20 protein-coding genes are annotated in these 21,737 nt (G+C 70.3%); 9 read left to right on the forward strand and 11 right to left on the reverse strand.

The window, feature by feature from the left end:
• Window position 1 precedes the first annotated feature (1 nt).
• Window positions 2-3,136, forward strand: a complete 3,135-nt coding sequence (locus ETAA1_RS17450) for a valine--tRNA ligase (RefSeq protein ID WP_145240650.1) — start codon at window positions 2-4, stop codon at window positions 3,134-3,136.
• A 69-nt stretch (window positions 3,137-3,205) separates the two neighbouring features.
• On the opposite strand, the gene truB is transcribed toward ETAA1_RS17450, so the two are convergent.
• The gene (gene truB, locus ETAA1_RS17455) at window positions 3,206-4,084 is read right to left on the reverse strand and encodes a tRNA pseudouridine(55) synthase TruB (protein ID WP_145240652.1); all 879 of its coding nucleotides are present in this window, start codon (window positions 4,082-4,084) and stop codon (window positions 3,206-3,208) included.
• A 21-nt stretch (window positions 4,085-4,105) separates the two neighbouring features.
• Between truB and ETAA1_RS17460 the strand changes: the two genes are divergently transcribed.
• Window positions 4,106-5,059 (forward strand): diacylglycerol/lipid kinase family protein, encoded by a 954-nt coding sequence (locus ETAA1_RS17460; RefSeq protein ID WP_202920190.1) that lies wholly within the window; start codon window positions 4,106-4,108, stop codon window positions 5,057-5,059.
• Window positions 5,060-5,065: 6 nt separating this feature from the next.
• On the opposite strand, the gene ETAA1_RS17465 is transcribed toward ETAA1_RS17460, so the two are convergent.
• The 3 genes from ETAA1_RS17465 to ETAA1_RS17475 form a co-directional block, all read right to left on the reverse strand.
• The gene (locus tag ETAA1_RS17465) at window positions 5,066-5,374 is read right to left on the reverse strand and encodes an ArsR/SmtB family transcription factor (protein WP_145240656.1); all 309 of its coding nucleotides are present in this window, start codon (window positions 5,372-5,374) and stop codon (window positions 5,066-5,068) included.
• 334 nt (window positions 5,375-5,708) lie between these two features.
• Window positions 5,709-5,933, reverse strand: a complete 225-nt coding sequence (locus ETAA1_RS17470) for an FmdB family zinc ribbon protein (protein WP_145240658.1) — start codon at window positions 5,931-5,933, stop codon at window positions 5,709-5,711.
• A 3-nt stretch (window positions 5,934-5,936) separates the two neighbouring features.
• A complete protein-coding gene (locus tag ETAA1_RS17475; RefSeq protein ID WP_145240660.1) occupies window positions 5,937-6,827 on the reverse strand; it encodes a rhomboid family intramembrane serine protease in 891 nt (296 codons plus the stop codon).
• A 185-nt stretch (window positions 6,828-7,012) separates the two neighbouring features.
• Between ETAA1_RS17475 and bamA the strand changes: the two genes are divergently transcribed.
• Window positions 7,013-9,379: an outer membrane protein assembly factor BamA gene (bamA, locus tag ETAA1_RS17480; RefSeq protein ID WP_202920191.1), complete on the forward strand. Its 2,367-nt coding sequence runs from the start codon at window positions 7,013-7,015 to the stop codon at window positions 9,377-9,379.
• A gap of 96 nt (window positions 9,380-9,475) precedes the next feature.
• Here the strand turns inward: bamA and ETAA1_RS17485 are convergent, their stop codons facing one another.
• Together ETAA1_RS17485 and ETAA1_RS17490 are read right to left on the reverse strand one after the other, a co-directional pair.
• Window positions 9,476-10,237, reverse strand: a complete 762-nt coding sequence (locus ETAA1_RS17485; RefSeq protein WP_145240664.1) for a sensor histidine kinase — start codon at window positions 10,235-10,237, stop codon at window positions 9,476-9,478.
• Between the two features lie 118 nt (window positions 10,238-10,355).
• Complete coding sequence (locus ETAA1_RS17490) at window positions 10,356-11,015, reverse strand: histidine phosphatase family protein (RefSeq protein ID WP_145240666.1); 660 nt, start codon at window positions 11,013-11,015, stop codon at window positions 10,356-10,358.
• 78 nt (window positions 11,016-11,093) lie between these two features.
• Here ETAA1_RS17490 and ETAA1_RS17495 point away from each other — a divergent pair, with 78 nt between their 5' ends.
• Window positions 11,094-12,716 carry a S41 family peptidase gene (locus ETAA1_RS17495; protein WP_145240668.1) on the forward strand — a complete coding sequence of 541 codons (1,623 nt, stop codon included), beginning with the start codon at window positions 11,094-11,096 and terminating at the stop codon, window positions 12,714-12,716.
• On the opposite strand, the gene ETAA1_RS17500 is transcribed toward ETAA1_RS17495, so the two are convergent.
• Entirely contained in the window at window positions 12,713-13,585 is an 873-nt protein-coding gene (locus ETAA1_RS17500) for a DNA-methyltransferase (RefSeq protein WP_145240670.1), read from the reverse strand. The two genes, ETAA1_RS17495 and ETAA1_RS17500, sit on opposite strands and share 4 nt — an antisense overlap.
• A 269-nt stretch (window positions 13,586-13,854) precedes the next feature.
• Between ETAA1_RS17500 and ETAA1_RS17505 the strand changes: the two genes are divergently transcribed.
• Genes ETAA1_RS17505 through ETAA1_RS17520 form a run of 4 tightly spaced genes read left to right on the forward strand, consistent with a single transcriptional unit; the run spans window position 13,855 to window position 17,542 of the window.
• Window positions 13,855-14,640: an ABC transporter permease gene (locus ETAA1_RS17505; RefSeq protein ID WP_145240672.1), complete on the forward strand. Its 786-nt coding sequence runs from the start codon at window positions 13,855-13,857 to the stop codon at window positions 14,638-14,640.
• Between the two features lie 32 nt (window positions 14,641-14,672).
• Complete coding sequence (locus tag ETAA1_RS17510) at window positions 14,673-15,440, forward strand: ABC transporter ATP-binding protein (RefSeq protein WP_145240674.1); 768 nt, start codon at window positions 14,673-14,675, stop codon at window positions 15,438-15,440.
• A gap of 12 nt (window positions 15,441-15,452) precedes the next feature.
• Entirely contained in the window at window positions 15,453-16,364 is a 912-nt protein-coding gene (locus tag ETAA1_RS17515; RefSeq protein WP_145240676.1) for a glycosyltransferase family 2 protein, read from the forward strand.
• Window positions 16,364-17,542, forward strand: coding sequence for a glycosyltransferase family 4 protein (locus ETAA1_RS17520; RefSeq protein ID WP_145240677.1), 1,179 nt, complete (start codon window positions 16,364-16,366; stop codon window positions 17,540-17,542). The genes ETAA1_RS17515 and ETAA1_RS17520 overlap by 1 nt, the downstream gene beginning before the upstream one ends.
• Here ETAA1_RS17520 and ETAA1_RS17525 read toward each other — a convergent pair.
• Window positions 17,522-18,172 carry a CPBP family intramembrane glutamic endopeptidase gene (locus ETAA1_RS17525; RefSeq protein WP_145240678.1) on the reverse strand — a complete coding sequence of 217 codons (651 nt, stop codon included), beginning with the start codon at window positions 18,170-18,172 and terminating at the stop codon, window positions 17,522-17,524. The genes ETAA1_RS17520 and ETAA1_RS17525 overlap by 21 nt on opposite strands.
• Window positions 18,173-18,214: 42 nt before the next feature.
• Between ETAA1_RS17525 and trpC the strand changes: the two genes are divergently transcribed.
• Complete coding sequence (gene trpC / locus ETAA1_RS17530; RefSeq protein ID WP_145240679.1) at window positions 18,215-19,015, forward strand: indole-3-glycerol phosphate synthase TrpC; 801 nt, start codon at window positions 18,215-18,217, stop codon at window positions 19,013-19,015.
• On the opposite strand, the gene ETAA1_RS17535 is transcribed toward trpC, so the two are convergent.
• From ETAA1_RS17535 to hisS, 3 genes are read right to left on the reverse strand one after another with little or no spacing between them, the layout of a single operon-like run.
• A complete protein-coding gene (locus ETAA1_RS17535) occupies window positions 18,993-19,793 on the reverse strand; it encodes a sugar phosphate isomerase/epimerase family protein (protein WP_145240680.1) in 801 nt (266 codons plus the stop codon). The two genes, trpC and ETAA1_RS17535, sit on opposite strands and share 23 nt — an antisense overlap.
• Window positions 19,790-20,326: an HYExAFE family protein gene (locus ETAA1_RS17540; RefSeq protein ID WP_145240681.1), complete on the reverse strand. Its 537-nt coding sequence runs from the start codon at window positions 20,324-20,326 to the stop codon at window positions 19,790-19,792. Before ETAA1_RS17540 ends, ETAA1_RS17535 begins: the two co-directional genes overlap by 4 nt.
• Complete coding sequence (gene hisS / locus ETAA1_RS17545) at window positions 20,323-21,651, reverse strand: histidine--tRNA ligase (RefSeq protein ID WP_238389242.1); 1,329 nt, start codon at window positions 21,649-21,651, stop codon at window positions 20,323-20,325. The genes ETAA1_RS17540 and hisS overlap by 4 nt, the downstream gene beginning before the upstream one ends.
• Window positions 21,652-21,737: the final 86 nt, after the last annotated feature.

The following is a 21,737-nucleotide window of genomic DNA, read 5'->3' on the forward strand; positions in this document are numbered from 1 at the left end:
CATGCCGACCGAACTGCCGAAGGCCTACGACCCGAAGGACGCCCAGGCGAAGTGGCTGCGCGTCTGGGACGAGCGCGGCTACTTCCACAGCGAGCCGGACGCGGCGAAGAAGCCGTTCACCATCGTCATCCCACCGCCAAACGTGACGGGCGCGCTGCACATGGGGCACGCGCTCAACAACACGCTTCAGGACGTGCTCGTCCGCTGGCGGCGGATGCAGGGGTTCAACGCCCTGTGGATGCCCGGCACCGACCACGCCGGCATCGCCACGCAGGCCGTGGTGGAGAAACGCGTCCTCGCCGAGGAAAAGAAGACCCGCCACGACCTCGGCCGCGACGAACTCGTGCGCCGCATATGGGAGTGGAAGGACCAGTACGAGGCCCGCATCCTCGGGCAGCTGAAGTCGATCGGGGCGAGCTGCGACTGGGCGCGGACGCGGTTCACGCTCGACCCGGTGTGCGCCCGGGCCGTGCGCGAGACCTTCTTCCGCATGTTCCGCGACGGCTACATTTATCGCGGCAAGCGGCTCGTGAACTGGGACGCCCAGTTGCAAACGTCGGTGGCCGACGACGAGACGTACACCGAGGACACGAAGGGCGGCTTCTGGACGTTCAAGTACCCCGTGGTGGGCGTGCCCGACACGTTCATCCGCTTCAGCACCACGCGCCCCGAGACGATGCTCGGCGACACGGCGCTGTGCGTCCACCCGTCCGACGAGCGGTACGCGGCGCTCGTGGGCAAGAACGCGCTCCAGCCGCTGACGGGGCGGGAAATCCCGATCATCGCCGACGGCCTCCTCGCGGACCCGACGCTCGGCACCGGCTGCGTGAAGGTGACGCCGGCGCACGACCCGAACGACTACGCCTGCTGGCAGCGGAACCCGCACATCGGCGTCATCAACATCCTGAACCCGGACGGCACGATCAACGCCGAGGGGAAGGAGTTCGCGGGGCTGGACCGCTACAAGGCCCGCGAGGCGGTGTCGAAGCGGATGGAGGAGCTCGGCTTCTTCGAGGGGAAGGAAGACCGGGTGATCCCGCTGAAGTACAGCGACCGCAGCAAGACGCCGATCGAGCCGTACCTGTCCGACCAGTGGTTCGTGCGGATGGCCGACCGCGACGACGGCAAGCCCGGCCTCGCCCAGCTGGCGATGGACGCGGTGAGCAGCGGCCGGGTGAAGTTCACCCCCGAGCGCTACGCCAAGACGTACCTCGACTGGCTCGGCGAGAAGCGCGACTGGTGCATCAGCCGCCAGCTCTGGTGGGGCCACCGCATCCCGGTGTGGACTGTGCATGTGGATCGAGAGAATGTCACGTCGAGTGACATCACTCAGGAATGGAAGCACAGGGTGAGCCGTACTCGGGATGCACTGACGGCATTCCTCAAGCACTGTAGATTCTCCGAAGACGAATTCACCATCACGGAGGCTGCCGATTTCACACTGCATGTGTGTTCGCCACTCCCTGAACTTGCCCAAACCTTGGACCAACTCAGCCTCATGTGTCGCAACTCCAGGATGCGAACGCCGGAGGAGGAGTCGGCCGAGGGTACTTCACGTCTGCCTGACCGAGCGACGGGGAACTTTCCCCCTGAGATCATTGACTTGGTTGACCGGCAGAAGAAGTTACCGATTGCCCAAGACGAGGACGTTCTCGACACCTGGTTCAGCTCGGCGCTGTGGCCGCACAGCACGCTCGGCTGGCCGGAGCAGACACCGGAACTCGGGTACTACTACCCGACCAGCGTGCTGGTGACGAGCCGCGACATCATCTCGCTGTGGGTGGCTCGGATGGTCATTACCGGGCTCTACAACGTGGGCGAGGTGCCGTTCCACAGCGTGGTCATCCACCCGCAGCTACAGGACGCCTTCGGCGAGCGGATGAGCAAGTCCACCGGCAACGGCATCGACCCGCTCGACATCGTGGAGCGGTACGGGGCCGACTCGCTCCGCTTCCAGATGGTCAGTATCGCCGGCGACACCCAGGACAGCCGGATGCCGGTGGCGAACGTGTGCCCGGCGTGCGACGCCCTCGTGCCGATCAAGCAGGAGCACCTGCGCGGCCGGACGAAGAAGCTCGTGTGCCCGAACTGCAAGGTGCCGTTCCGCCCGGGCGGCCCGTGGACGAGCGACGACCCGGAGTTGAAGACCGCGAAGCAGGCGTCCGAGCGGTTCGACATGGGCCGCAACTTCGCCAACAAGATGTGGAACGCGACGCGGTTCCTCCTCATGAACATGGACGGCTACACGCCAGCCCCCGTGGACGTGGCCGCGCTGCCGACCGAGGACCGCTGGCTCCTGTCGCGGCTCGCCACCACCGCGAAGGAGACCACGGCGGCGCTCGAAGGCTTCCGGTTCTCGGAGGTGGCGCGCGGGCTGTACGAGTTCGTGTGGTCGGAGTTCTGCGACTGGTACATCGAGATGGCGAAGGGCCGGCTCAAGGACGCCGCCGCCCGGCCGGCCGCGCAGCGGGTGCTCGTCGGCGTGCTCGACGGCATCCTGCGGCTGGTGCAGCCGGTGATGCCGTTCGTGGCCGAGTCACTGTGGGAGGCGCTGAACGAGGTGGCCCCCGAGCGCGGCCTGACGGCGACCGAGCGCGCCGAGCCGAACGCGTGCGTGGCGAAGTGGCCGAGCTACCCCGCGGCGTGGGCGGACGCAGGCGTGGAGGCGCGCTTCGCGCGGATGCAGGAGCTGGTGCGCGGCGTGCGCGAGGTCCGCAACCGCTACCAGGTGGACGACAAGACGCGGCTCGACGTGTCGGTGAAGGCCGGCGCCGCGGTTGCGGCAGACCTGACCGAGCTGGCCGTGTTCATCGGGCCGCTGGCGGGCATCGCCACGTTCACCGCGTCGCCGACCGTCACGAAGCCGAAGCAGGCCGGGTCGGTGGTGCGGCCGGAGTTCGAGGCGTACGTCCACCTGGCCGGGTACATCGACCCCGCGGCCGAGGCGAAACGGACCGAGAAGCAGATCGCCGATAAGCGGAAGCAACTCGACGGCGTGACGGCGAAGCTGGCGAACGAAAAGTTCGTCAGCAGCGCGCCCGGTGAAGTGGTGCAGCAGCAGCGCGAGCTGGTAACGGAGCTGCAGGGGCAGATTCGGGCGCTGGAGGAGAACTTGCGAGACTTGAAGGAAGAGTGAGGTGAGCGGGCTGTTCCAGAGCGCCTTGAGGCGCTCTGGAACAGCCCGCTCACGCGGGCCGGTCGCCGGTCACACGTTGAAAACCGCCTCCGGTCGCACAACGCCGTTTGCGACCGTGCCGAGCGCGATCAGTTCGCCGCGTTCATCCACGACGCCGACCGCGGCGCACTCCGGGGGCTGACGCCCTAGTCTCAGGGGCGTGAACCGCACCGCCTGTCCCGTGCGGAAGCGCCGCAGCTCGTCCGCGCCGATCGTCACGCACGGCGTGTCGCCCAGCGCCTCCGCCATCGGCCGTAGTCGAACCGGGAGGTCGGCGGGGGGTGCGTCCACGCCCACCCCCTGCTCCGTGGTGAACGGGCCGACTCGGGTGCGCCGAAGCGTTTGCACCATGCCGCTGACGCCGAGCGCGGCGCCGAGGTCGCGGGCGATCGAGCGGATGTACGTCCCCTTGCCGCAGTCCACCTCCACGTCCAGCCACGGCCACGCGAAGCCGACCACACGCACGGCGTCGATCCGCACCGGCCGTGCTTTCAGATGCACCTCCTCGCCGGCCCGAGCGAGCGCGTGCGCCCGCCGGCCGTCCACCTTCATCGCCGAGAACGCCGGCGGCGTCTGCTCGACCACACCCACGAACCTCGCCAGTGCCGCGTCGATCGCCTCGCGTGGCACTGGCGCGGCGCCGGTCTCGGTCACAGTGCCGTCGGCGTCGTCGGTGGTGCTAGTAGCGCCGAGGCGGAAGCGCGAGGCGTAGCTCTTGCCCATCGCCTGTACGCGGTCGGCCAGCCGGGTCGCGGCGCCGACGCAGACCACCAGCACGCCGGTCGCCAGCGGGTCGAGGGTGCCGGTGTGGCCGATCTTGGTCTTGCGCGGGAACCAGCGCTGCACGCGGTTCACGGCGTCGCGGGAGGTCATGCCGCCCGGCTTGTCGATCACGAGGAGGCCGTTCATTCGTCCGCTATGATGGGGGACATGACGCCCGCGACGTGTGTGATTTACAACCCCGCCGCCGGCCGCGGGAGGGCGGAAGCGCTCCTCAAGGAGTTCACCGCCAACCCTGGGGTTCACGGCGAACTGCGCCCCACCACCGCCCCCGGCCACGCCGAGGAGCTGGCCCGCGCCGCGGCCGACGAGGGCTTCGCGCGCGTCGTCGCGGCCGGCGGCGACGGCACGGTCCACGAGGTCGCCAACGGCCTCATCCGCAGCGGCCGCCGCGACGTGGTGTTCTCGACGTGGCCGGTCGGTTCCGCGAACGACTACGCCTACACGCTCGGCCTCACCGCGTGGTGGGCGAAGCGCGCCGAGAACCCGCCGATGGAAACGCTCGACGTGGATGTGGCCCGCGTCACCGCCGGCGGCCGGGAGCGCTACGCGGTCAACGCGGCGGGCGTCGGCTTCAACGGCATGGTCACCGTCGAGTCGCGGAAGATTCGGTCCCTGCGCGGGATGCCGCTTTACACGCTGGCCTTTCTGAAGGCGATGGTCCGGCACTTCGCCACGCCGCGGATGCGCGTCCGCTTCGACGACACGGAGTACAGCGGCCCCGCGCTGGCGCTGACGCTGTGCCTGGCCCAGCGCGAGGGCGGCTTCCCCCTGATGCCGGCCGCGGACCTGACCGACGGAAAGCTCGACTACATGCTCGCCACGAAGCTGCGGCGCTGGCACCTGCTCCGCTACCTGCCGGCGATGGCGACGGGGACGCTGCCGACGAACCACCCACTCATCCGGCTCGGCCGAGCCGCGCGCGTGACGGTCGAAAGCGACGCGCCGCTGTGCGCCCACGCCGACGGCGAGCTCGTGTGCGTGCCTGCGGACGGGGTGACGGAACTGGCCGTGGAAGTGCTGCCGGGGCGGCTGCGCGTCGAGGTGTACCCGCCGGGGTTGTACGGCGGGCGGCGCCCACCCGGCGGGACGGGTGGGCGGTAGGCGGCGTCAGTTGTGGGGGATCTCGATCTTGCACCAGTCGAGGTCCACGTGGGTGGCCTTCCCCTCGTTGATGAAGATCTTCGGGTGCAGGGAGTAGACCACGAAGCGGCCGTGCTTCTCGTCCAGCACCAGCCCGGCCTGGCGGAGCACCCCCAGGTGGTGCGACACGTTCACGATCTCCACGTTCAGCAACTTGGCCAGCTCCGTCACGTTCTTGGAGCCGGTCCGCAGGCACTCGATGATCCGAATGCGGTTCGGCTCCGCGATCGCTTGCAGCTTCTCAGCGCACGTCTTCGCGGCCTTCGGGTCCGTCATGGGAAGAAACCCCAGAATCGAGAATGGTGGGACATGGCGGGCACGCCGTGGGCGGCCGCCGACTAGCAGGGCGAGAGACAACCGGCGGACGCCCGCGGCGACATGGCAACGAACCGCAGGCTCATTTAAGTATTAAACCTATCGGCGGCTGGGCGAGCGGGCAAGTGCGCTTTACCGTTCTTTTTTCCGATGGGACGCAAACACATTCCCCGGACAACGGAACTATCAACTTTTGCCCCAAGATGACGGCGCCGCGGTTCGAAAGCCGTAACCGTATTGTAGATAGGAACGTCAGCGGGGTGACAAGGGGGAGCCCTGGAAGGAGGCGAATTCCTCAGCTTTTCCGGCCGCACCACGTCGCGCCGCACGGCGGGCCGTCGCCGCGGCAGTTCGTGGCAGGGGCCGCATCTTTCACCCGTCCCTGGGCCGGAAGCCCAATCAGGCGGCGGACTTCCGCGTTACCGCACGAGGGACAAGTCGCCGGCTCGCCGCTGACTTTTGTGACCAGCGCGTCGAAGACGTGGTCGCAGGCGTTGCAGCCGAACTCGTACAGCGGCACGGGTTACCTCCGACGCTTTTTATAGTGCTCGCCGGCCCGAAAGAGGAGCTCGCGTTCCTCTGCCGTCAGGCTCTCCTGGCCGTGCAGCGACACCTTCTCCAGCAACCGGTCCACTCGGTCGTCCATCCGCTCCGGCGGCGGCGGAGGCGGTTCGTCGGCCTCCGGGTTGTCGTCGGGCTCGTCCGGCGGCACGACACGCAAGCGTGGTTGGCTGCGCGACCGGCCCCAGTTCGGCGACGGGACCGACGAGAACACGCCGGTCAGGCGGACGCCACCGAGGTAGTAAAGGGCGCCGTAGCCGGCCCCGGCCAGGGCCACGAACGGGAATCCGGCGCCGGCCGCCGCTCCGACGGCGTTCAGAAGTACGAATCCGACGGCCGCGCCCCACACCGGCACCGGCAGGACGAAGAACAGCAGGATACGCTGGTGCGGGTACAGGAACGCGAACACGACGAAGGCCGCGTCGACCGCCGCGTTCGATCCGATGACGGCGGTCGGCGCCATCACGCCAGCGAGCTCGGCGAGGAACAGCGTCAGGTACGAGAGGAAGCCGGCGATGAGATAGAAGGCCAGAAACTCACGCGAGCCGTACCGCTCCTCCAACTGCCGGCCCACCCAGTAGAGGACGAGCATGCTGAAGATGATGTGCAGCAGCCCGTTCGGGAAGTGGAGGAACGTGGGCGTGACGAGCCGCCACACCTCACCGCGCAGGACGTGGCCTGCGGAGTAGGCACCCCACTCCGTCAGGCCGCCCCAGTCGGCGTGCCGGGTGGCCAGCTGGCCGACCCACACGGCGACGGTGATGCCGACCAGCCACGGCGTCGTGCCGCGGCTCCCCCAGCCGCTCCAGCCGCGGGTGTCGTCGCGGTAGTACTCGCGGTCGTAAATCCCCATGCCGCCCCCGGGCCCCTGGGCTCGCTCTCTTGTGCAGGATACCAGACCGGGCGCCCACGGCGAACCCCCCGGCTCCACTGTCGGCCGCCGCGCCCGCGAGCTTGACACGAATTCCGACCGCGCGTATGGCCCGCCGCACGCGCCACCAGATGCCACGCCGCCGCCCGGGACCCAGGGGACGCCCGATGACCGCCTGCCGCACCCGCCGCCGAGCCCGTGCCGCCCTCGCCGCCGTTGCGGCGGTCGCGGCCCTGGCCTGGGGCCAGGTGGCGTCCGCCCAAGAGACCCCCGTCGGCCGAATCGTCTCGGACGTGATCCCCGTCTCGGCCACCCGGATGCACACGCCCGAGCAGATCCTCGGCGTCATGCACACCCGCCCCGGCCGGCCCTACGACGAGACCGTCGCCAACGAGGACGTCCGCCGGCTGGTCGCCACCAAGTGGTTCGTCCCCGGGGGCGTCCGGCTTCACACGTCACTCGAGCCGAACGGCAAGGTGAGCGTGTACGTCCACCTCACCGAGCTGACCGGCACCGTGCAGGAGGTGACGTTCGACGGCGTCGAGCACCTGAGCAAGGAGAAACTGCGGACGCTGACCGGCGTCCGCAAGGGCGACCCGATGAACCCGATGGCCAACGACCTGGGCCGGGCCGCCATCCTGCGCGAGTACCGCGAGGCCGGCCGGGCGTTCGCCACCGTCCAGCTCGTCGAGGGGACGAAGGCCACCGACACCCGCGTGGCGTACCGCGTCGTCGAGGGGCCGGTCGTGCGGGTGAGCGGGGTCGAGTTCCGCGGCAACGACGCCGGCATGACCGGCCGCCTCCGCACCCAACTGGCCACGAAAACGGCGGTGGCCGGGTTCATGGGCGGCAAGTTCAACCCGGCCTCGATCGACGCCGACGTCAAGAAGCTGACCGAGTACTACCACGGCCTCGGCTACCTGGCCGTGCAGATCGAGCACGAGGTGATCCCGGCCCCGGACCTGGCCTCGGTCCGCGTCGTGTACCACATCCGCGAGAACACGCAGTACATGGTGTCCGGCCACGACATCGCCGGGAACAAGACGTTCACGGGCGAGCAGCTGGCGATCGCCACCACGATCCAGGACGGCAAGCGGTACGACCACTGGAACACGAAGGCCGACGCCAAGCGGATCGAGGGGTTCTACGGCATGCGCGGCCACCGCGTGGCCGTGGAGGAAGTGCAGCACCTCATCCCGGACAAGCCCGGCGAGGTGCAGGTGACGTACCAGGTGCACGGCGACCGCGGCGCGCCGACGCGCGTGGGTAACGTGCGGGTCGTGGGGAACGAGATCACCCGCGACAACGTCATCCTGCGGCAGCTGGACGTGTACCCGGGGCAAATCCTCCAGTTCCCGAAGCTGGAGGACGCGCGGATGCGGCTGGCCCGCCTCGGCATCTTCGACCCGCAGAACCCGCCCGAGGTGCTGGCGATCCCGAACGAGCTGGACAGCGACTTCCAGGACGTGGAGGTCCGCGTCCGCGAGACGAAGACGGGGCAGTTCATGGTCGGCGGCGGCGTCAACTCGAACGCCGGGCTCAACGGCAGCATCATCCTGAACGAGTCGAACTTCGACCTGTTCCGGTTCCCGACCTCGTGGGACGACTTCCGCATGGGCCGGGCCTTCCGCGGGGCCGGGCAGTCGATGCGGATCGAGGCCCAGCCCGGCACCCAGTTCGGCCGGTACTCCGCGACGTTCAGCGAGCCGTACCTGTTCGACACGGAGTTCGGCCTGTCGAACAGCATCTACTACTACAACCGCCAGTTCCTGGAGTACAACGAGGACCGAGTCGGCGACCGGCTGAGCATCTCGCGGCGGCTCGACCCGATCTGGCGGGCGTCGTTCACCACCCGCGTCGAGGGGGTGAACGTGAAGGACGTGGCGTACTACGCCCCCGAGTCGATCAGCAAGGACGTCGGCTGGCACTTCCTGCTGGGCTTGCGAGCCGGCCTCACGCGCGACACCCGCGACTCGTTCCTGTTCCCGACGACGGGCAGCGTGCTGGACCTGGGGTTCGAGCAGGTGCTGGGCGACTACACGTTCCCGATCGGGACGGCGGAGTACACCAAGTTCCTGTCGTCGGAGTACCTGCAGCGCGAGGACGGCAGCGGCAAGCACGTGCTGGCCCTGCGGTCGCAGGTGCAGGTGACGGGGAGCAACGCCCCGGTGTACGAGCGGCTGTACGCCGGCGGGTTCCGCAGCCTGCGCGGGTTCACGTTCCGCGGCGTCGGCCCGGCGGAGAACGGGCTGCACACCGGCGGGACGTTCTCGTTCCTGAACACGATCGAGTACCAGGTGCCGCTGCTGCAGAACGACAAGCTGTTCTTCGTGACGTTCCTCGACCACGGCACGGTCGAGAGCGACGTGAGCATCCGCGACTACCGGGTGAGCGCCGGGTTCGGCTTCCGGGTGGCGGTGCCGGCGCTCGGCCCGCTGCCGCTGGCGTTCGACTTCGCCTTCCCCCTCAACCGGGCCGACAGCGACAACCGGCAGATGTTCAGCTTCTACGTCGGCCTGTTCGGCGGGAGCTAGGCGAACGGCCGGCGTCAGCCGGCTGGTCGTTGGTGCAGGTGCTTGCCACCCCGACCAGCCGGCTGACGCCGGCCGTGCGCCCGATCCTCGTCCCACTCACGCCGGGTCGTCCGGCAGCCGGTGGGGCAGCTTCACCGTGAACGTACTCCCCTTCCCGACCACGCTCTCGACGCGGATCCGGCCGTGGTGCTGCTCGATGATCTGGCGGCACACGGAGAGCCCGAGCCCGGTCCCGCCGCGGCCGCTCTCGTCGGGCTGCTTCGTCGTGAAGAACGGCTCGAAGATTTGCCGCAGCTGTTCCGGCGGGATGCCGACTCCGGTGTCGGACACTTTCACCTCCGCCGTCTCGGCCGCGACGTTGTCGCGCACCTCGACGCGGAGCCGGCCGCCGTTCGGCATCGCCTGGCGGGCGTTGATGACGAGGTTCACCACGATCTGCTCGACCTGCCCCGGCACGGCCCAGACGACCGGCCGGTCGGTGTAGCGGGCCTCGACCTGGACGCGGTGCTTGCCGAGGTCCTTCTCGGTGAGGACGAGCACCTCCTCGACCAGGCGGCCGAGGTCGCACCGCTGGCGGTGCGTGCCACTCTTGCGGGCGTACCCGAGCATGCCGCTGGCGATGGCCGCGGCCCGCTGCCCGGCCTTGGCGATGCGCTCGAACGCGAGCTGCTTCTCGGCCGGGTCGGCGTTGCGGGCGCCGAGCTTGGCCGAGTTGGTGATCGTGGTCAGGATGTTGTTGAACTCGTGGGCGATGCTGGAGGCGAGTTCGCCGACGCTGCTCAGGCGCTGGGCCTGGAGCAACTGCTGGCGGAGCGCCTCGGTCTCGCTCGCCGGCGCCAGCACCTCGTGGCCGGTCATGCAGTGAACCCTCGCGCCGCCGGGCCGGTTGGGGTGGCCCCGCTGGCAAGAGGTATCGGTCGCGCCGGCGCGGGCACTTCATCGGAACCGAATGTTGGGGTTGTACGCTGAAGTTACGCTACCCCTGCGACTTCTCGCCGACCCCGGTCGGGGCCCCGTCGGTGAGCGCCGCGACGGGCGGCGGGACCTGGAGAAGCCCGGCGGCGCTCCACCCCTCGCCTGTGCGTGTCAGTTCGGACACCGACAAGTTCGCCACCCGTCCCAGTTGCTTCCACACCCCCGGCCCGTGGCCCGGCAGCAGGCACAGCAGCAGCACCTTGCACACAACGCCGTGCGCGACGACGACCACCCGCCCGCCCGGGTGCGCCGCCGCGACGCGCTCGATCGCCGGCACCAATCGCCGCCGCAGGTCGTCGAACGATTCCGCCCCCGGCGTGCTGAAGGCGGTGTCGCCGGCTTCCCAGCGGTCGATCGTCTGCGGCCACGGCCCGTCTTCGGACGAGAACGACGTGCCCGACATCGCCCCCACCCGCCGCTCGTGCAGGTGAGGCTCGATCGAGTGAGGCACACCGCTCGCCGCCGCGACCGGCGCCGCCGTGTCCCGCGCCCGCAGCATCCCCGACGACACGACCGCGGTGACGCCGAGCGGCGCGAACCAGCCCGCGGCCGCGGCCGCTTGCCGTCGACCCAGCTCGCTCAGACCGATGTCGGACTCCGCGCCGTGGAACACCGTCGGGGCCGAGGTTTCGGCGTGTCGGGCGAGCCAGATCGTGGTCATGTCGGCATGTTACGCCGCCGTGACTTGCCGACCGCGGTCCGACCGGAGAAACTGGGGAAGCTTCGACGGAGGCGCAACATGGTCGGTCCCGCCACGCTCGCCGTACTCCTGCTCGCCCCGGCGGCCCCGGTGCCGGCCGGCCCGCTGGCCCCCGCCGCGGACCCGGCCAAGCTCGCCGAGTTCGGCGACCTCGTTTACGCCTCGGCGCTCGAGCTATCGACCCGCCGCAACGACGCCGAGCTGCACGAACTCACTGCCGGGGCGGTCCGCGGGCTGTACGAAGCCGCGGGGACGCCGGTGCCGCCCGAGTTGCTGAAGGCGGCCCGTGACGCGAAGCGGCACGAGGACCGCGCCGCCGTGATCGCCGACACTCGCGGCCGCCTCGCGGCGGCACCCGGGCTGCGCGGCCCGCGGGCGTTCCTGGCGGCGGCCCACGGCTTCCGCCACGCCTTCGACGTACACTCCGGCCTGGCCACGCTTCGGGTCAGCGACTCCGGCGCGCTCGACATGGACTTCGGTCTCGGCTTCGACCTCGACGGGCTCGACGGCCCGCGCGTCACCGCCTACCAGCTCGAGCGCCGCATCGCGGCCGGGCAGGTGCGGCCGACCGGCCTCCTCGGCCCGCCCCCACGGCCGGAGACGATCGCGTCGCCGGCGTCGTTCCCGTGGCGGGTGCGGCGCGTCGTCCCCGGCAGCCCCGCCCACCGCGGCGGGCTCCGACCCGGCGACGTGATCAGTCACCTGAACGACGCCGAGGTGACGGCGCTGACCGCCGACCGCCTGTTCGGCAAACTGGCCGACCCGCCCGGCGGCGGCGTCGATCCGAAATCCGGCCAGGATCGTCAGGTGACCCACGTCCTGAAGTTCCGCCGCGGCGGGGCCGAGAAGCGTGTGGGGGTGACGACCGAGCGGTACGTGTCGATGAACGTCGCCGGCGCCGTGCTGCGCGAGGACGACACCTGGGACGGGATGCTCGACCCGCTCCACAAGATCGGTTACGTCCGCGTCGGGATGGTGGAGATGCGGAGCAACGAGGGCGTGGCGACGATCGTGGAAGACCTCGCGAAGCGCGGCTGCCGCGGCCTCGTCCTCGACCTGCGCTGGTGCCCCGGGGGGTACGTCGATGCGGGGACGCTGATCGCGGGCTCGTTCCTGCCGCAGGACACGGTCATCGCCAGGCTGGAGTTGCTGCCGAAGGTGCAGGAGCGGGAGCAGGAGTACAAGGCCACGAAAGGGCCGCACCACCTCGCCATGGCGATGGCCGTGCTGGTCGGGCCCGACACGATCGGCGGCGGCGAACTGATCGCCGCGGCGCTCCAGGACCACAAGCGCGCGGTGATCGTCGGCCAGCGGACGCCGGGGAAGGCCGGCACCCAAAACCAGTACGACCTCGGCTACGGCGGGCTGGCGTTCAAGGCGACGTACGGCACCACGCTCCGCGCCACCGGCAAACCGCGGCACCGTACGGCGACAAGCCTGCCGACCGACGACTGGGGCGTTCGGCCGTCGCCGGGGCTGGAGGTGCCGGTGACGCCGGGCGTGGCCGAGACCTTGCGTGGCTGGGCCGTGGAGCACGGCCTGCGGCCGGCCGGCGACCGCACCAGCCTGCCGTTCGACGAGCCGGACCGCGACCCCGTTCGGGCCGCGGCGCTGGCCCACCTGCGGAAGCAACTCGCCGCCGCGCCGGCCGCGCAGAACTAGCGCGGCTTCAGCCCCGCCGCCTGCGTCCGCCGGCCGCCCGGCACGCGCGGCCGGCTCACGACCGTCTGCGGCTTCAGCCCCTCGCCCTCCTCGATGAGGTCGAGCCGGCTCCGGATGCCGTCGGCGTAGTCGGCCGACAGTTCGCAGCCGAGGTACTTGCGGTCCAGCTTCTTCGCCACGGCCAGGGTGGTGCCGCTGCCGCCGAACGGGTCGAGTACCGCGTCGCCGCGGTCGGTGGTCACGCGGATGATGCGGTCGAGCACCGCCTCCGGCATCTGGCACGGGTGGCCGGTCCGCTCCTTGAACGTGCCGCACACCCGCGACGCGTACCACGTGTCCGAGCCGGGCTGGAAGTGCTCGTCGGTGTCCTGCGGCCGCAGCACCCAGGTGTCGTCCGGCAGCTTGCCGACCGGGTTGGCCCGGCGGTCGGCGTAGGTCGTCATGCGGGCACTCGGCACCCGCACCGGGTCGGGGTTGAAGGTGAACCGCTGCGGGTGGCGGGTGTAGTACAGGATGTGGGCGTGGCTGCGGTTGAACTTCCGGGAGCAGTTCACGCCGAACGTGTAGTGCCACACGATCCAGTTCCGCAGGGTGAACCCGAGGGCGTCGAGCCGGACCTTGTACTCGGCCGCGTACTCGTCGCCGATGGCCACGAAGAACGACCCGGCCGGCGCCACCACCCGGGCCGCGGCCGCCAGCCACGTGTCGGCGAACGCCAGGTACTCTTCCTTCGCCCGCTTGTCGTGATAAACGTCGTAGTCGTAGCCGATGTTGAACGGCGGGTCGGCGAAGACCAGGTCCGCGGACCCGGCCGGCAGCCCGTCCATCCACGCCACGCAGTCCCCGACGTGCAGCTGGCTGTCGATCATGTCGCCCCTCGGTGTAGTCCCGCTCGTCTGAGCTCGCGGGTCATTCTGGCACACCCCGCGCAATCGCGCAAGCCGGAATTTCCGGTCAGCTCACGCGGCGGGTTGTGACGATTGAGCAGGTTGGTGGGGGGATGATACGCGCCGGCGCCGGCGGGCGCAAGCCCACGCCGCCGCGGAAAGTTGGGGTAGCCCGGTCGGCGGGAGTCGGGTAATTTCCCCCGACCGGCCGCCGACCGCGGAATGGGTCCGCGTCGCACACGGGGTCACGGATGATCGGGCACCTGACGGCCGTCTGGCGGTTCCGCCATTTCCTGATGGCGCTGGTCCGGCTGGACCTGCGCCTCCGCTACCGGCGGTCCGTACTCGGCGTCGGGTGGTCGCTGCTGAACCCGATCGCCATGACGGCCGTGTTCACGATCGTGTTCAGCAACCTGCTCGGGGCGGGGGCGTGGGACTACGCCCCGTACCTGCTCACCGGCATGACCGTGTGGGGCTTCCTGAAGGAGGCCGCCACCGTCGGCAGTCGGTCGCTCATCGCCAACGAGGCGTACATCCGCCAGAGCCCGCTGCCGTACACCCTGTACCCGCTCCGCACGGTGTTCGGGCAGGCCATCCACGCCGGCATCGCGCTGCTCGTCGTCGTCGCGCTGCTCGTGATGGTTCAGGGGAGCGTCGGCCCGCTGACCGTGCTGCCCGCGGTGCTGCCGGGCCTGGTGCTGGCGTTCCTGGCGGCGTGGGCCGTGGCGACGATCACCGCGTTCGTGAACGTGTACTTCCAGGACACGCAGCACATGCTGGAGGTGGCCGCGCAGATCGGCTTCTTCCTGACGCCGATCATCTACAAGCGCGACGTCCTCGACGGGAAGGGGATGTCGTGGGTAGTTGACCTGAACCCGGTGAACCTGTTCCTCGACCTGATCCGCGAGCCGCTGCTGACGGGGAACCCGCCGGCCGCGGCGACCTACGGCGCGGCCGCGGCCCTGACCGGCGTGCTCGGCCTCCTCGCCGCGGGGACGACGGCGTGGCTCCAGAAGCGCGTCGTGTTCCACCTGTAGTTCGGCCCCGCCCTCACCCGGAACCCCCACCGATGGCCCGGATCGAACTGACCGACGCCTCCGTGACCTTCTCCGTCCGCGCCCAGAAGAAGGTGACGCTGAAGGAGTACCTGGTCCGCGGCCTGTTCCGCGGGTCGGTGAACCCGGCTGTGCAGGTCCACGCCCTCGCGGGCATCAACCTGACCGCCCGTGACGGCGACCGCGTCGGCGTCATCGGCCACAACGGCGCCGGCAAGAGCACGCTGCTGAAGTTGCTGGCCGGCATCTACCCCCCGACGAGCGGCGACCGGCAGGTCGATGGCAAGATCTGCTCGCTGTTCGACATTTCGCTCGGGTTCGAGCCCGAGGCGTCGGGGTGGGAGAACATCACCTACCGGGCGTACCTCCAGGGCGAGACGCCGGCGACGCTGAAGGGCAAGATCGACGACATCGCCGCGTTCACCGAACTCGGCGACTTCCTCGACCTGCCGGTGCGGCACTACTCGGCGGGCATGTTGATGCGGCTCGCGTTCAGTATCGCCACGGCGATTGAACCGGAGGTACTGCTGGTGGACGAGGTGCTGGCCGTCGGCGACCTGTCGTTCCAGCACAAGGCCCAGGCCCGGATGAAGGAAATGATGGCGAGCGCCGCGGTGATGGTGATCGTGGCCCACGACCTGACGACGATCCGCGACATGTGCACGACGGTCGTGTGGATGGAGCACGGCCAGGTGAGGATGCAGGGCGACCCCGAGGAGGTGATCGCCGCGTACGTCGAGAGCGTGAACGGCCCCGCCCTGCCCCGCGCCGTGGCGGCCTGATTCGGGGGCCGCTTGAACGAACCGCTGGTCACCGTGCTGGTCGTCAACTTCAACGGGCGGCGCCACCTCCCCGCCTGCCTCGCCGCGCTCGCGGAGCAAACCCTGCCGCGGCACCGATTCGAAGTCGTCGTCGTGGACAACGCCTCGCGCGACGACTCGGTCGCGTGGCTGCGGCGGGAGCACCCGTGGGTGCGCGTGGTCGCCCGGCCCGACAACGCCGGCTTCGCGGGCGGCAACAACGCCGGCCTCCCGTTCGCCCGCGGCCGCTACCTCGTGCTGCTCAACAACGACACCATTCCCGACCCGCACTGGCTTTCTGAGCTCGTGTCGTCAGCTCATTCCGGCGGGTGTGCAGCTTCGAAGCTGGTTTTTGCCCATGATCCGACGCTGGTGAACAGCGCCGGCCTCGATTTGCTCCGCGACGGTCGCGGAGCCGACAGGGGTTTCCGGCAGCGCGATTGTGGCCAGTTCGAGCAGGGTGGCCCCGTGTTCGCCGGTTGTGGCGCCGCGGTTCTGTTCGACACGCACGCCCTCGACGGCCCGCTGTTCGACCCGCGCTACTTCGTCTACTACGAAGACCTCGACACGTTCTGGCGCGGGCAGTTGGCCGGCCGGCCGACGGTGTACGCCCCGCGGTCGCTGGTGCGGCACGTCCACGGCGGCTCGGCCGGCGAGGAGTCGCCCCTATTCCGCTACCACGTCGAGCGGAACCGGACGCTGACGAGCCTTCGCAACGGCGACCTGTTCCTCGCCGCTACCGCCGCGTTCGGCCTCGCTCTGCGGTCGGCCCGGTCGCTGGCGAGGTGGCTAGCCGGCCGCGAGCGGCGGCAGATGGCGCTGGCGACACTGCGGGCGTTCGCTGCATTCCTCCTCCTGGCCCCGGCCGTACTGGCCGAGCGGGCCGCTACCCGGGCGGGGGTTTGATGCGCGTCCTCCTCAACGGCGTCTCGACCCTCCACGCCAAGACCGGCGTCGGCCACACGACGGCGAATCTGCACCGCGCCCTGTGCGACGCCGCGACCGGCGACGACGTGTTCTGGCTGTACCCGGGCCGAACGATCGCGCGGGCGTGCGGCCGCTTCGTCGGTCGCCCCGGCGGCGGAACGAGCGGCGGGGGCGGCTCTCGGCTCAAGGCTCACGCGAAGGAGGCGGCAAAGGCGGCGTACCGCCTCCACCTCCGCGCCGCGGCCCGGTGGGGCGGCTTCGACCTGTACCACGAGCCGAATTTCGTCCCCGTCCGCACCCACCTACCGACCGTCGTTACGGTTCATGACCTGTCCGTCGTGCTACACCCGGAGTGGCACCCCGCCGACCGGGTGGCGTTCCACGCCAGGCACTTCGAGGCCGGCCTGCGGCAGGCGGAACACGTTGTCGTCGTGTCCGAGAGCGTGCGGCGCGAGTTGATCTCGCACATGGGGTTCCCGGCCGCCCGCGTCACCGCCGTGTTGAACGGCATCGGCGACGAATACCGCCCGCAACTGCCAGAAGTCGTTTTCGCCCTCCGCGCCCGCCTTGGTCTGCCGGATCGATATTTCCTGGCGGTCGGCACGATCGAACCGCGGAAAAACCTGCTCACGCTACTGCGGGCGTTCTGCGACTTGCCCGCGGCGCTGCGGGAGTCGTGTCCGCTGCTGCTGGCCGGCGGGTGGGGTTGGAAGTCGGAGCCGGAGCGGGCGTACTTCGATTCGGAGGCGAAGGCGAAGGGCGTGCGGCACCTCGGTTACGTGGCCGACGCCGACCTGCCGGCGCTCTACGCCGGGGCCGCAGCGCTGGCGTACCCGAGCTTCTACGAGGGCTTCGGCCTGCCGCCGGTTGAGATGCTGGCGACCGGCGGCGGGGTCCTCGCGTCCACCGCCGCCGCCGTCCGCGAGGTCGTCGGCGGGCACGCCCGGCTGATCGACCCGCACGACCTCGCCGGCTGGCGCGACGCACTGGGCGAGGTCGCCGCCGACCCCGCGGCACTGGACGACACCCGCCGCGGCGGCATCGCCCATTCCCGCCGCTTCACCTGGAGTGCCGCCGCGGCCCGAACGCTCGGCGTGTACCGCGGCGTACTCGGACTCGCGTCCCCTGGACCGGTCTCACTTCGCCCAGCCGCTTAGCACGTACAGCACTGAGACCGTGTTGAAGAGCCCGTGGACGAGAAACGGGGCGAGGAGCCCGGTCGTTCGCACCGCGACCCAGCCGAGGCCGAGCCCGAGAACGAACAGCGGGATCGGCGTCGGCCAGACCGCGGAGTGTACGGCCGCGAACAGCACGGCCGAGCCGTAGACGCCGCGGTCGATCGCGCGGGCGCGGGCGCCGGCCCAGCCGAGCCCGAGCAACCCCGCGAACACGCCGGGCGCGGCGCCGCCGTAGTAGGCCGCGACACCCACCGCGACGGCGAGCACGACCCACGTCAGCCACTCGCCGACGGCCCGCAGCGTCACCAGCACGACCCCGCGGAAGATCACTTCTTCGACGAGGGGGGCGAGGAAACACGCCTGCGCGACGAGCACGGCGGGGTCCGGCATGCGGGCCGCCAGGGGGTGTTCTTCGACCGCGAAGCCAGCGGCAACAAAGACGGCGTTTACGGTCGCGTGAAGGACCAGCACCACCGGCGTGACGACGAGCCAACAGCGAACGGCCGTGGCCGTGGCGCCCCGGATGAGGAGCAGCGGCGCCGCCCCGACGGCGGTGACCGCCAGGCAGGCGGTCATTCGTGCGATGTCGGTCCACGTGTCGGCGGGCATACGACGCTCGGCGGCGGGCGGAACCCCCGCTAGGATAGCGGAATGCCGACCATCCTCGACCGGATCATGGCGACGAAGTGGCGCGAGATCAAGGCCGCCCGCGAGGCGGCGCCGGACGCCGAACTCGAACACCGAATCGCCGACCTGCCGCCCGCACGCGACTTCACCGGGGCCGTCGGTCGGGCCGGGCAGGTAAACGTCATCGCCGAGGTGAAGAAGGCGTCGCCGTCGGCCGGCGTCATCCGCGCCGACTTCGACGCCGTCACAATCGCGTCCGCCTACGCGGCCCACGGCGCCGCGGCGATCAGCGTGCTCACCGACTCCGACTACTTCCAGGGAAGCCTGGCGTACCTCACGGCGGTGCGGCGGGCGGTGCCGGTGCCGGTGCTGCGGAAGGACTTCGTTCTCGACCGCTACCAACTGCTCGAGGCCCGCGCCGCCGGGGCGGACGCCGCGCTCCTCATCGCCGAGTGCCTCCCCGGCGACCGGCTGGCGACGCTCCAGCGTGAGGCGTCCGAGCTAGGCCTGCACACGCTCGTGGAACTGCACGACGCCGAGGAGTTGCCTCGGGTGCTGGAGTGCGGGTCGACCGTGATCGGCATCAACAACCGCGACCTGAGGACGTTTACGACGCGGCTCGCCCACACGCTCGACCTGCTGGCGAAGATTCCGGCTGACCGCGTGGTCGTCAGCGAAAGCGGCATCCGCACGCACGCCGACCTACAACGACTCGGCGCGGCCGGGGTGCGGGCGGTACTGGTGGGGGAGTCGCTGATGCGCGCCGCCGACATCGGCGCGGCGCTGGACGAGTTGCGCGGCGTCAGCCAAGCAGCGGCCCCGTGAACCGCCGCAGGAACTTCACGCCGTTGGTCACGTCGGCGAGCTTGTTCTCGCCCTGCTCGCGGTCCACGCACAGGTAACCGTCGAACTCCATCACCTGAAGCGTCGCCGTGAACGCGAGCCAGTCCACGTCGCCGGCCCCGAGCGGCACTTCCTGAATGCCGCGACTCAGGCCGGCGTTGCGGGCGTCGCGCGCGTGGACGTGCGCCACCACGCCCTTCAGCGGCGCGAGGTTCGCCAGCGGGTCGTGGCCGTGGACCATCAGGTTCGCCGGGTCGAACGTCACCTTCAGGCTGCCGGTGTCGAACGTCGCCAGGTATTCGCGTACCTTGTCGGCCGGGTCGAAGCCGATTTCCAGCGCCACCATAGTTCCCACGCGGTCGCCGAACTGGCCGAGTGCGGTCAGCGACTCGCGCATCAGCTGCGCCCGCGGCGACTCGGACTCGTCGGGCAGCTTCGGGCACGGCACCACGACGCGGCGGCCGCCGAGGTCGAAGGCCAGTTGCATCGCCTTCCGAACGGCGTCGATTCGAGGCTGGAGGTCGGCGGGGATGTCGAGCCCGCGGCGGAGCGGGACGTGCAGCGCGGCCAGGTCCTGCGAGTACGAGCGCAGCAGGTTGCGAAACTCGCGGCGGCCCGTCTCGCCAAGCTGGGCGGGAAGCAGGTCGCCGACGGCGTCGGCCTGGATCGCGGTCGCACCCATCCGCGCCGATTCGGCGACGGCGAGTCGGATCGGCCGCCCGGTCGCCTCGGCCACGATTCCGACGCGGAGCGGCGTCATACCACGGACTCCTCGGGCGCTTCCAGGAACGCCGTGAACGGCTTCACCAGCTGCCGGAACGTGTCGGTCGGGATGTCCACGGTGCCCCAGCGCGGGCTACGCGGCCGCATGTGCCCGGCGTAGTCCTCGACGGCGACGCCGCGAGCGAGGTAGCTGCGGCCGGCGTGCGCGAACAGGTCGAGCGTGTCGTCCGGGAGCGCGACCGTCGGCAGCACCTGGTACACAAACGCCAGCACGCCGCGAAAGCCGGGCCCGAGCCGCGCCGCCCAGCGCGCGAGGTCGGTCACGTCGGAGCGGGTCGCCCAGTGCTCCCACACCTTCCGCGGCCGGTCGGCGGCACCGCCGGGAAACTTGCGGCCCTTCACGTCCACGACGAGTCGGGCGTCGTCCGGGCCGATGACGAGGAAGTCGGGCGACTTGGCGTCCTCGTCGTCGAGGTAGCTGCGGCGCGCTTCCACCACGGGGACGACGGCCACGCCGCGGGCGCGGAGAAACGCCTCGAATGCCGCCTCGTAGTGGTTGTCGCGGTTCATCGGCTCGCCTTGATGCGCGCGACCACCTCCGCCTCCGGCACCGCCACTTCCTCGCGCCGCGCCAGGTCTTTCACCTTCCACACGCCTTGCTCGAACTCGGCCGAGCCGGCGATCAGCGCCACGCGGAAGCCGCGCTTCTCGGCGTACTGCAACTGCTGGCCCACCTTCTTCGCGTCCGGGTACACCTCGACCGCGACGCCCGCCGCCCGCAGCAGCCGCGCCACGCGCTGGTAGTCGCCGAGCCGGGCCGCGTCGAACTGCACCACGAGTACGTCGGCGGGCGTGGTCGCGCCGCCCAGCAGCGGGTGCTTCATCTCCTCCAGCGCGGCGATGAGGCGGTCGAGCCCGAGCGACGCGCCGACGCCCGGCAGCACCTGCTTCGTGTACAGGCTGGCGAGGTTGTCGTACCGGCCGCCGGAGCAGACGGAGCCGATGCCGGGGAGGTCGGTCAGGAAGGTCTCGTAGATGGTGCCGGTGTAGTAGTCGAGGCCACGGCAGATGCTCAGGTCGATGCGGAACCGGCCGTCCGGCACGCCCGCCGCGTTCGCCACCGACAGCAACTCGCGCAGCCGCCGCAGCCCTTCCGCGGCCTTGTCGTTCGGCGCGCCCGCGAAGAAGGATTCGACTCGCGCCAGCACCTCCTCGTTGCTGCCGGTCGTTTCGGCGAGGTCGAGCACGCGGGCGGCCTGGTCGGCGGTCACGGCCGCTTCCTTCAGCATCTCCTCGGCCACCTTGTCGCGACCGATCTTCGGCAGCTTGTCGAGCGAGCGCAACAGTGGCACCGCCCTGTCACTCAGGCCGTAGAGATCGAGCAGACCGTTGAGCAGCAGCCGGTTGTTCACCCGCACCTCGAAGCGGTCGATGCCGATGGCGGCGAACAGGTCGTTGATGACGAGCGCCGTCTCGATGTCGGCGGCGTTCGAGGTGGTGCCGATGGTGTCGAAGTCGCACTGCCAGAACTCGCGGAACCGGCCCTTCCCCGGCCGCTCGCCGCGCCACACCGGCCCCGTCGCGTACCGCTTGAACGGCGTGCCCAGCTGCGGGACGTACTGCGCGGCGAACCGCGCGAACGGCACCGTGAGGTCGAAGCGGAGGCCGGCTTCCTCCTTCTCGGCCTTGGCGCTGCGCACGCGGTAGACGAGCTTGTCCGACTCGTCGCCGCCCTTGCCGAGGAGCACGTCGAGCGACTCGACGGCCGGCGTGTCGATGGGGGTGAAGCCGTAGGAGCGGCACACGTCGCGGACGCACCCCACGATCCGCTCGCGCGGGATCATCGTCGCGGGGAGGTAGTCGCGGAAGCCCGACAAGGTTTTCGGATCGATCACGTGTAGCGATTCTCTTGAGCCGCGGTTTGATTCCCCGAATGACCAATGACCCACCAATGACCAAGGAAGCCGATGCTGGTTTTCCT

The sequence above is a fragment of the Urbifossiella limnaea genome, assembly GCF_007747215.1.
Classification (GTDB): domain Bacteria; phylum Planctomycetota; class Planctomycetia; order Gemmatales; family Gemmataceae; genus Urbifossiella; species Urbifossiella limnaea.

Coding starts and splice junctions, on each gene's coding strand:
- ETAA1_RS17450 (WP_145240650.1), top strand. CDS start 2: ATGCCGACCGAACTGCCGAAGGCCTACGACCCGAAGGACGCCCAGGCG.
- truB (WP_145240652.1), bottom strand. CDS start 4,084: ATGAACGGCCTCCTCGTGATCGACAAGCCGGGCGGCATGACCTCCCGC.
- ETAA1_RS17460 (WP_202920190.1), top strand. CDS start 4,106: ATGACGCCCGCGACGTGTGTGATTTACAACCCCGCCGCCGGCCGCGGG.
- ETAA1_RS17465 (WP_145240656.1), bottom strand. CDS start 5,374: ATGACGGACCCGAAGGCCGCGAAGACGTGCGCTGAGAAGCTGCAAGCG.
- ETAA1_RS17475 (WP_145240660.1), bottom strand. CDS start 6,827: ATGGGGATTTACGACCGCGAGTACTACCGCGACGACACCCGCGGCTGG.
- bamA (WP_202920191.1), top strand. CDS start 7,013: ATGACCGCCTGCCGCACCCGCCGCCGAGCCCGTGCCGCCCTCGCCGCC.
- ETAA1_RS17485 (WP_145240664.1), bottom strand. CDS start 10,237: ATGACCGGCCACGAGGTGCTGGCGCCGGCGAGCGAGACCGAGGCGCTC.
- ETAA1_RS17490 (WP_145240666.1), bottom strand. CDS start 11,015: ATGACCACGATCTGGCTCGCCCGACACGCCGAAACCTCGGCCCCGACG.
- ETAA1_RS17495 (WP_145240668.1), top strand. CDS start 11,094: ATGGTCGGTCCCGCCACGCTCGCCGTACTCCTGCTCGCCCCGGCGGCC.
- ETAA1_RS17500 (WP_145240670.1), bottom strand. CDS start 13,585: ATGATCGACAGCCAGCTGCACGTCGGGGACTGCGTGGCGTGGATGGAC.
- ETAA1_RS17505 (WP_145240672.1), top strand. CDS start 13,855: ATGATCGGGCACCTGACGGCCGTCTGGCGGTTCCGCCATTTCCTGATG.
- ETAA1_RS17510 (WP_145240674.1), top strand. CDS start 14,673: ATGGCCCGGATCGAACTGACCGACGCCTCCGTGACCTTCTCCGTCCGC.
- ETAA1_RS17520 (WP_145240677.1), top strand. CDS start 16,364: ATGCGCGTCCTCCTCAACGGCGTCTCGACCCTCCACGCCAAGACCGGC.
- ETAA1_RS17525 (WP_145240678.1), bottom strand. CDS start 18,172: ATGCCCGCCGACACGTGGACCGACATCGCACGAATGACCGCCTGCCTG.
- trpC (WP_145240679.1), top strand. CDS start 18,215: ATGCCGACCATCCTCGACCGGATCATGGCGACGAAGTGGCGCGAGATC.
- ETAA1_RS17535 (WP_145240680.1), bottom strand. CDS start 19,793: ATGACGCCGCTCCGCGTCGGAATCGTGGCCGAGGCGACCGGGCGGCCG.
- ETAA1_RS17540 (WP_145240681.1), bottom strand. CDS start 20,326: ATGAACCGCGACAACCACTACGAGGCGGCATTCGAGGCGTTTCTCCGC.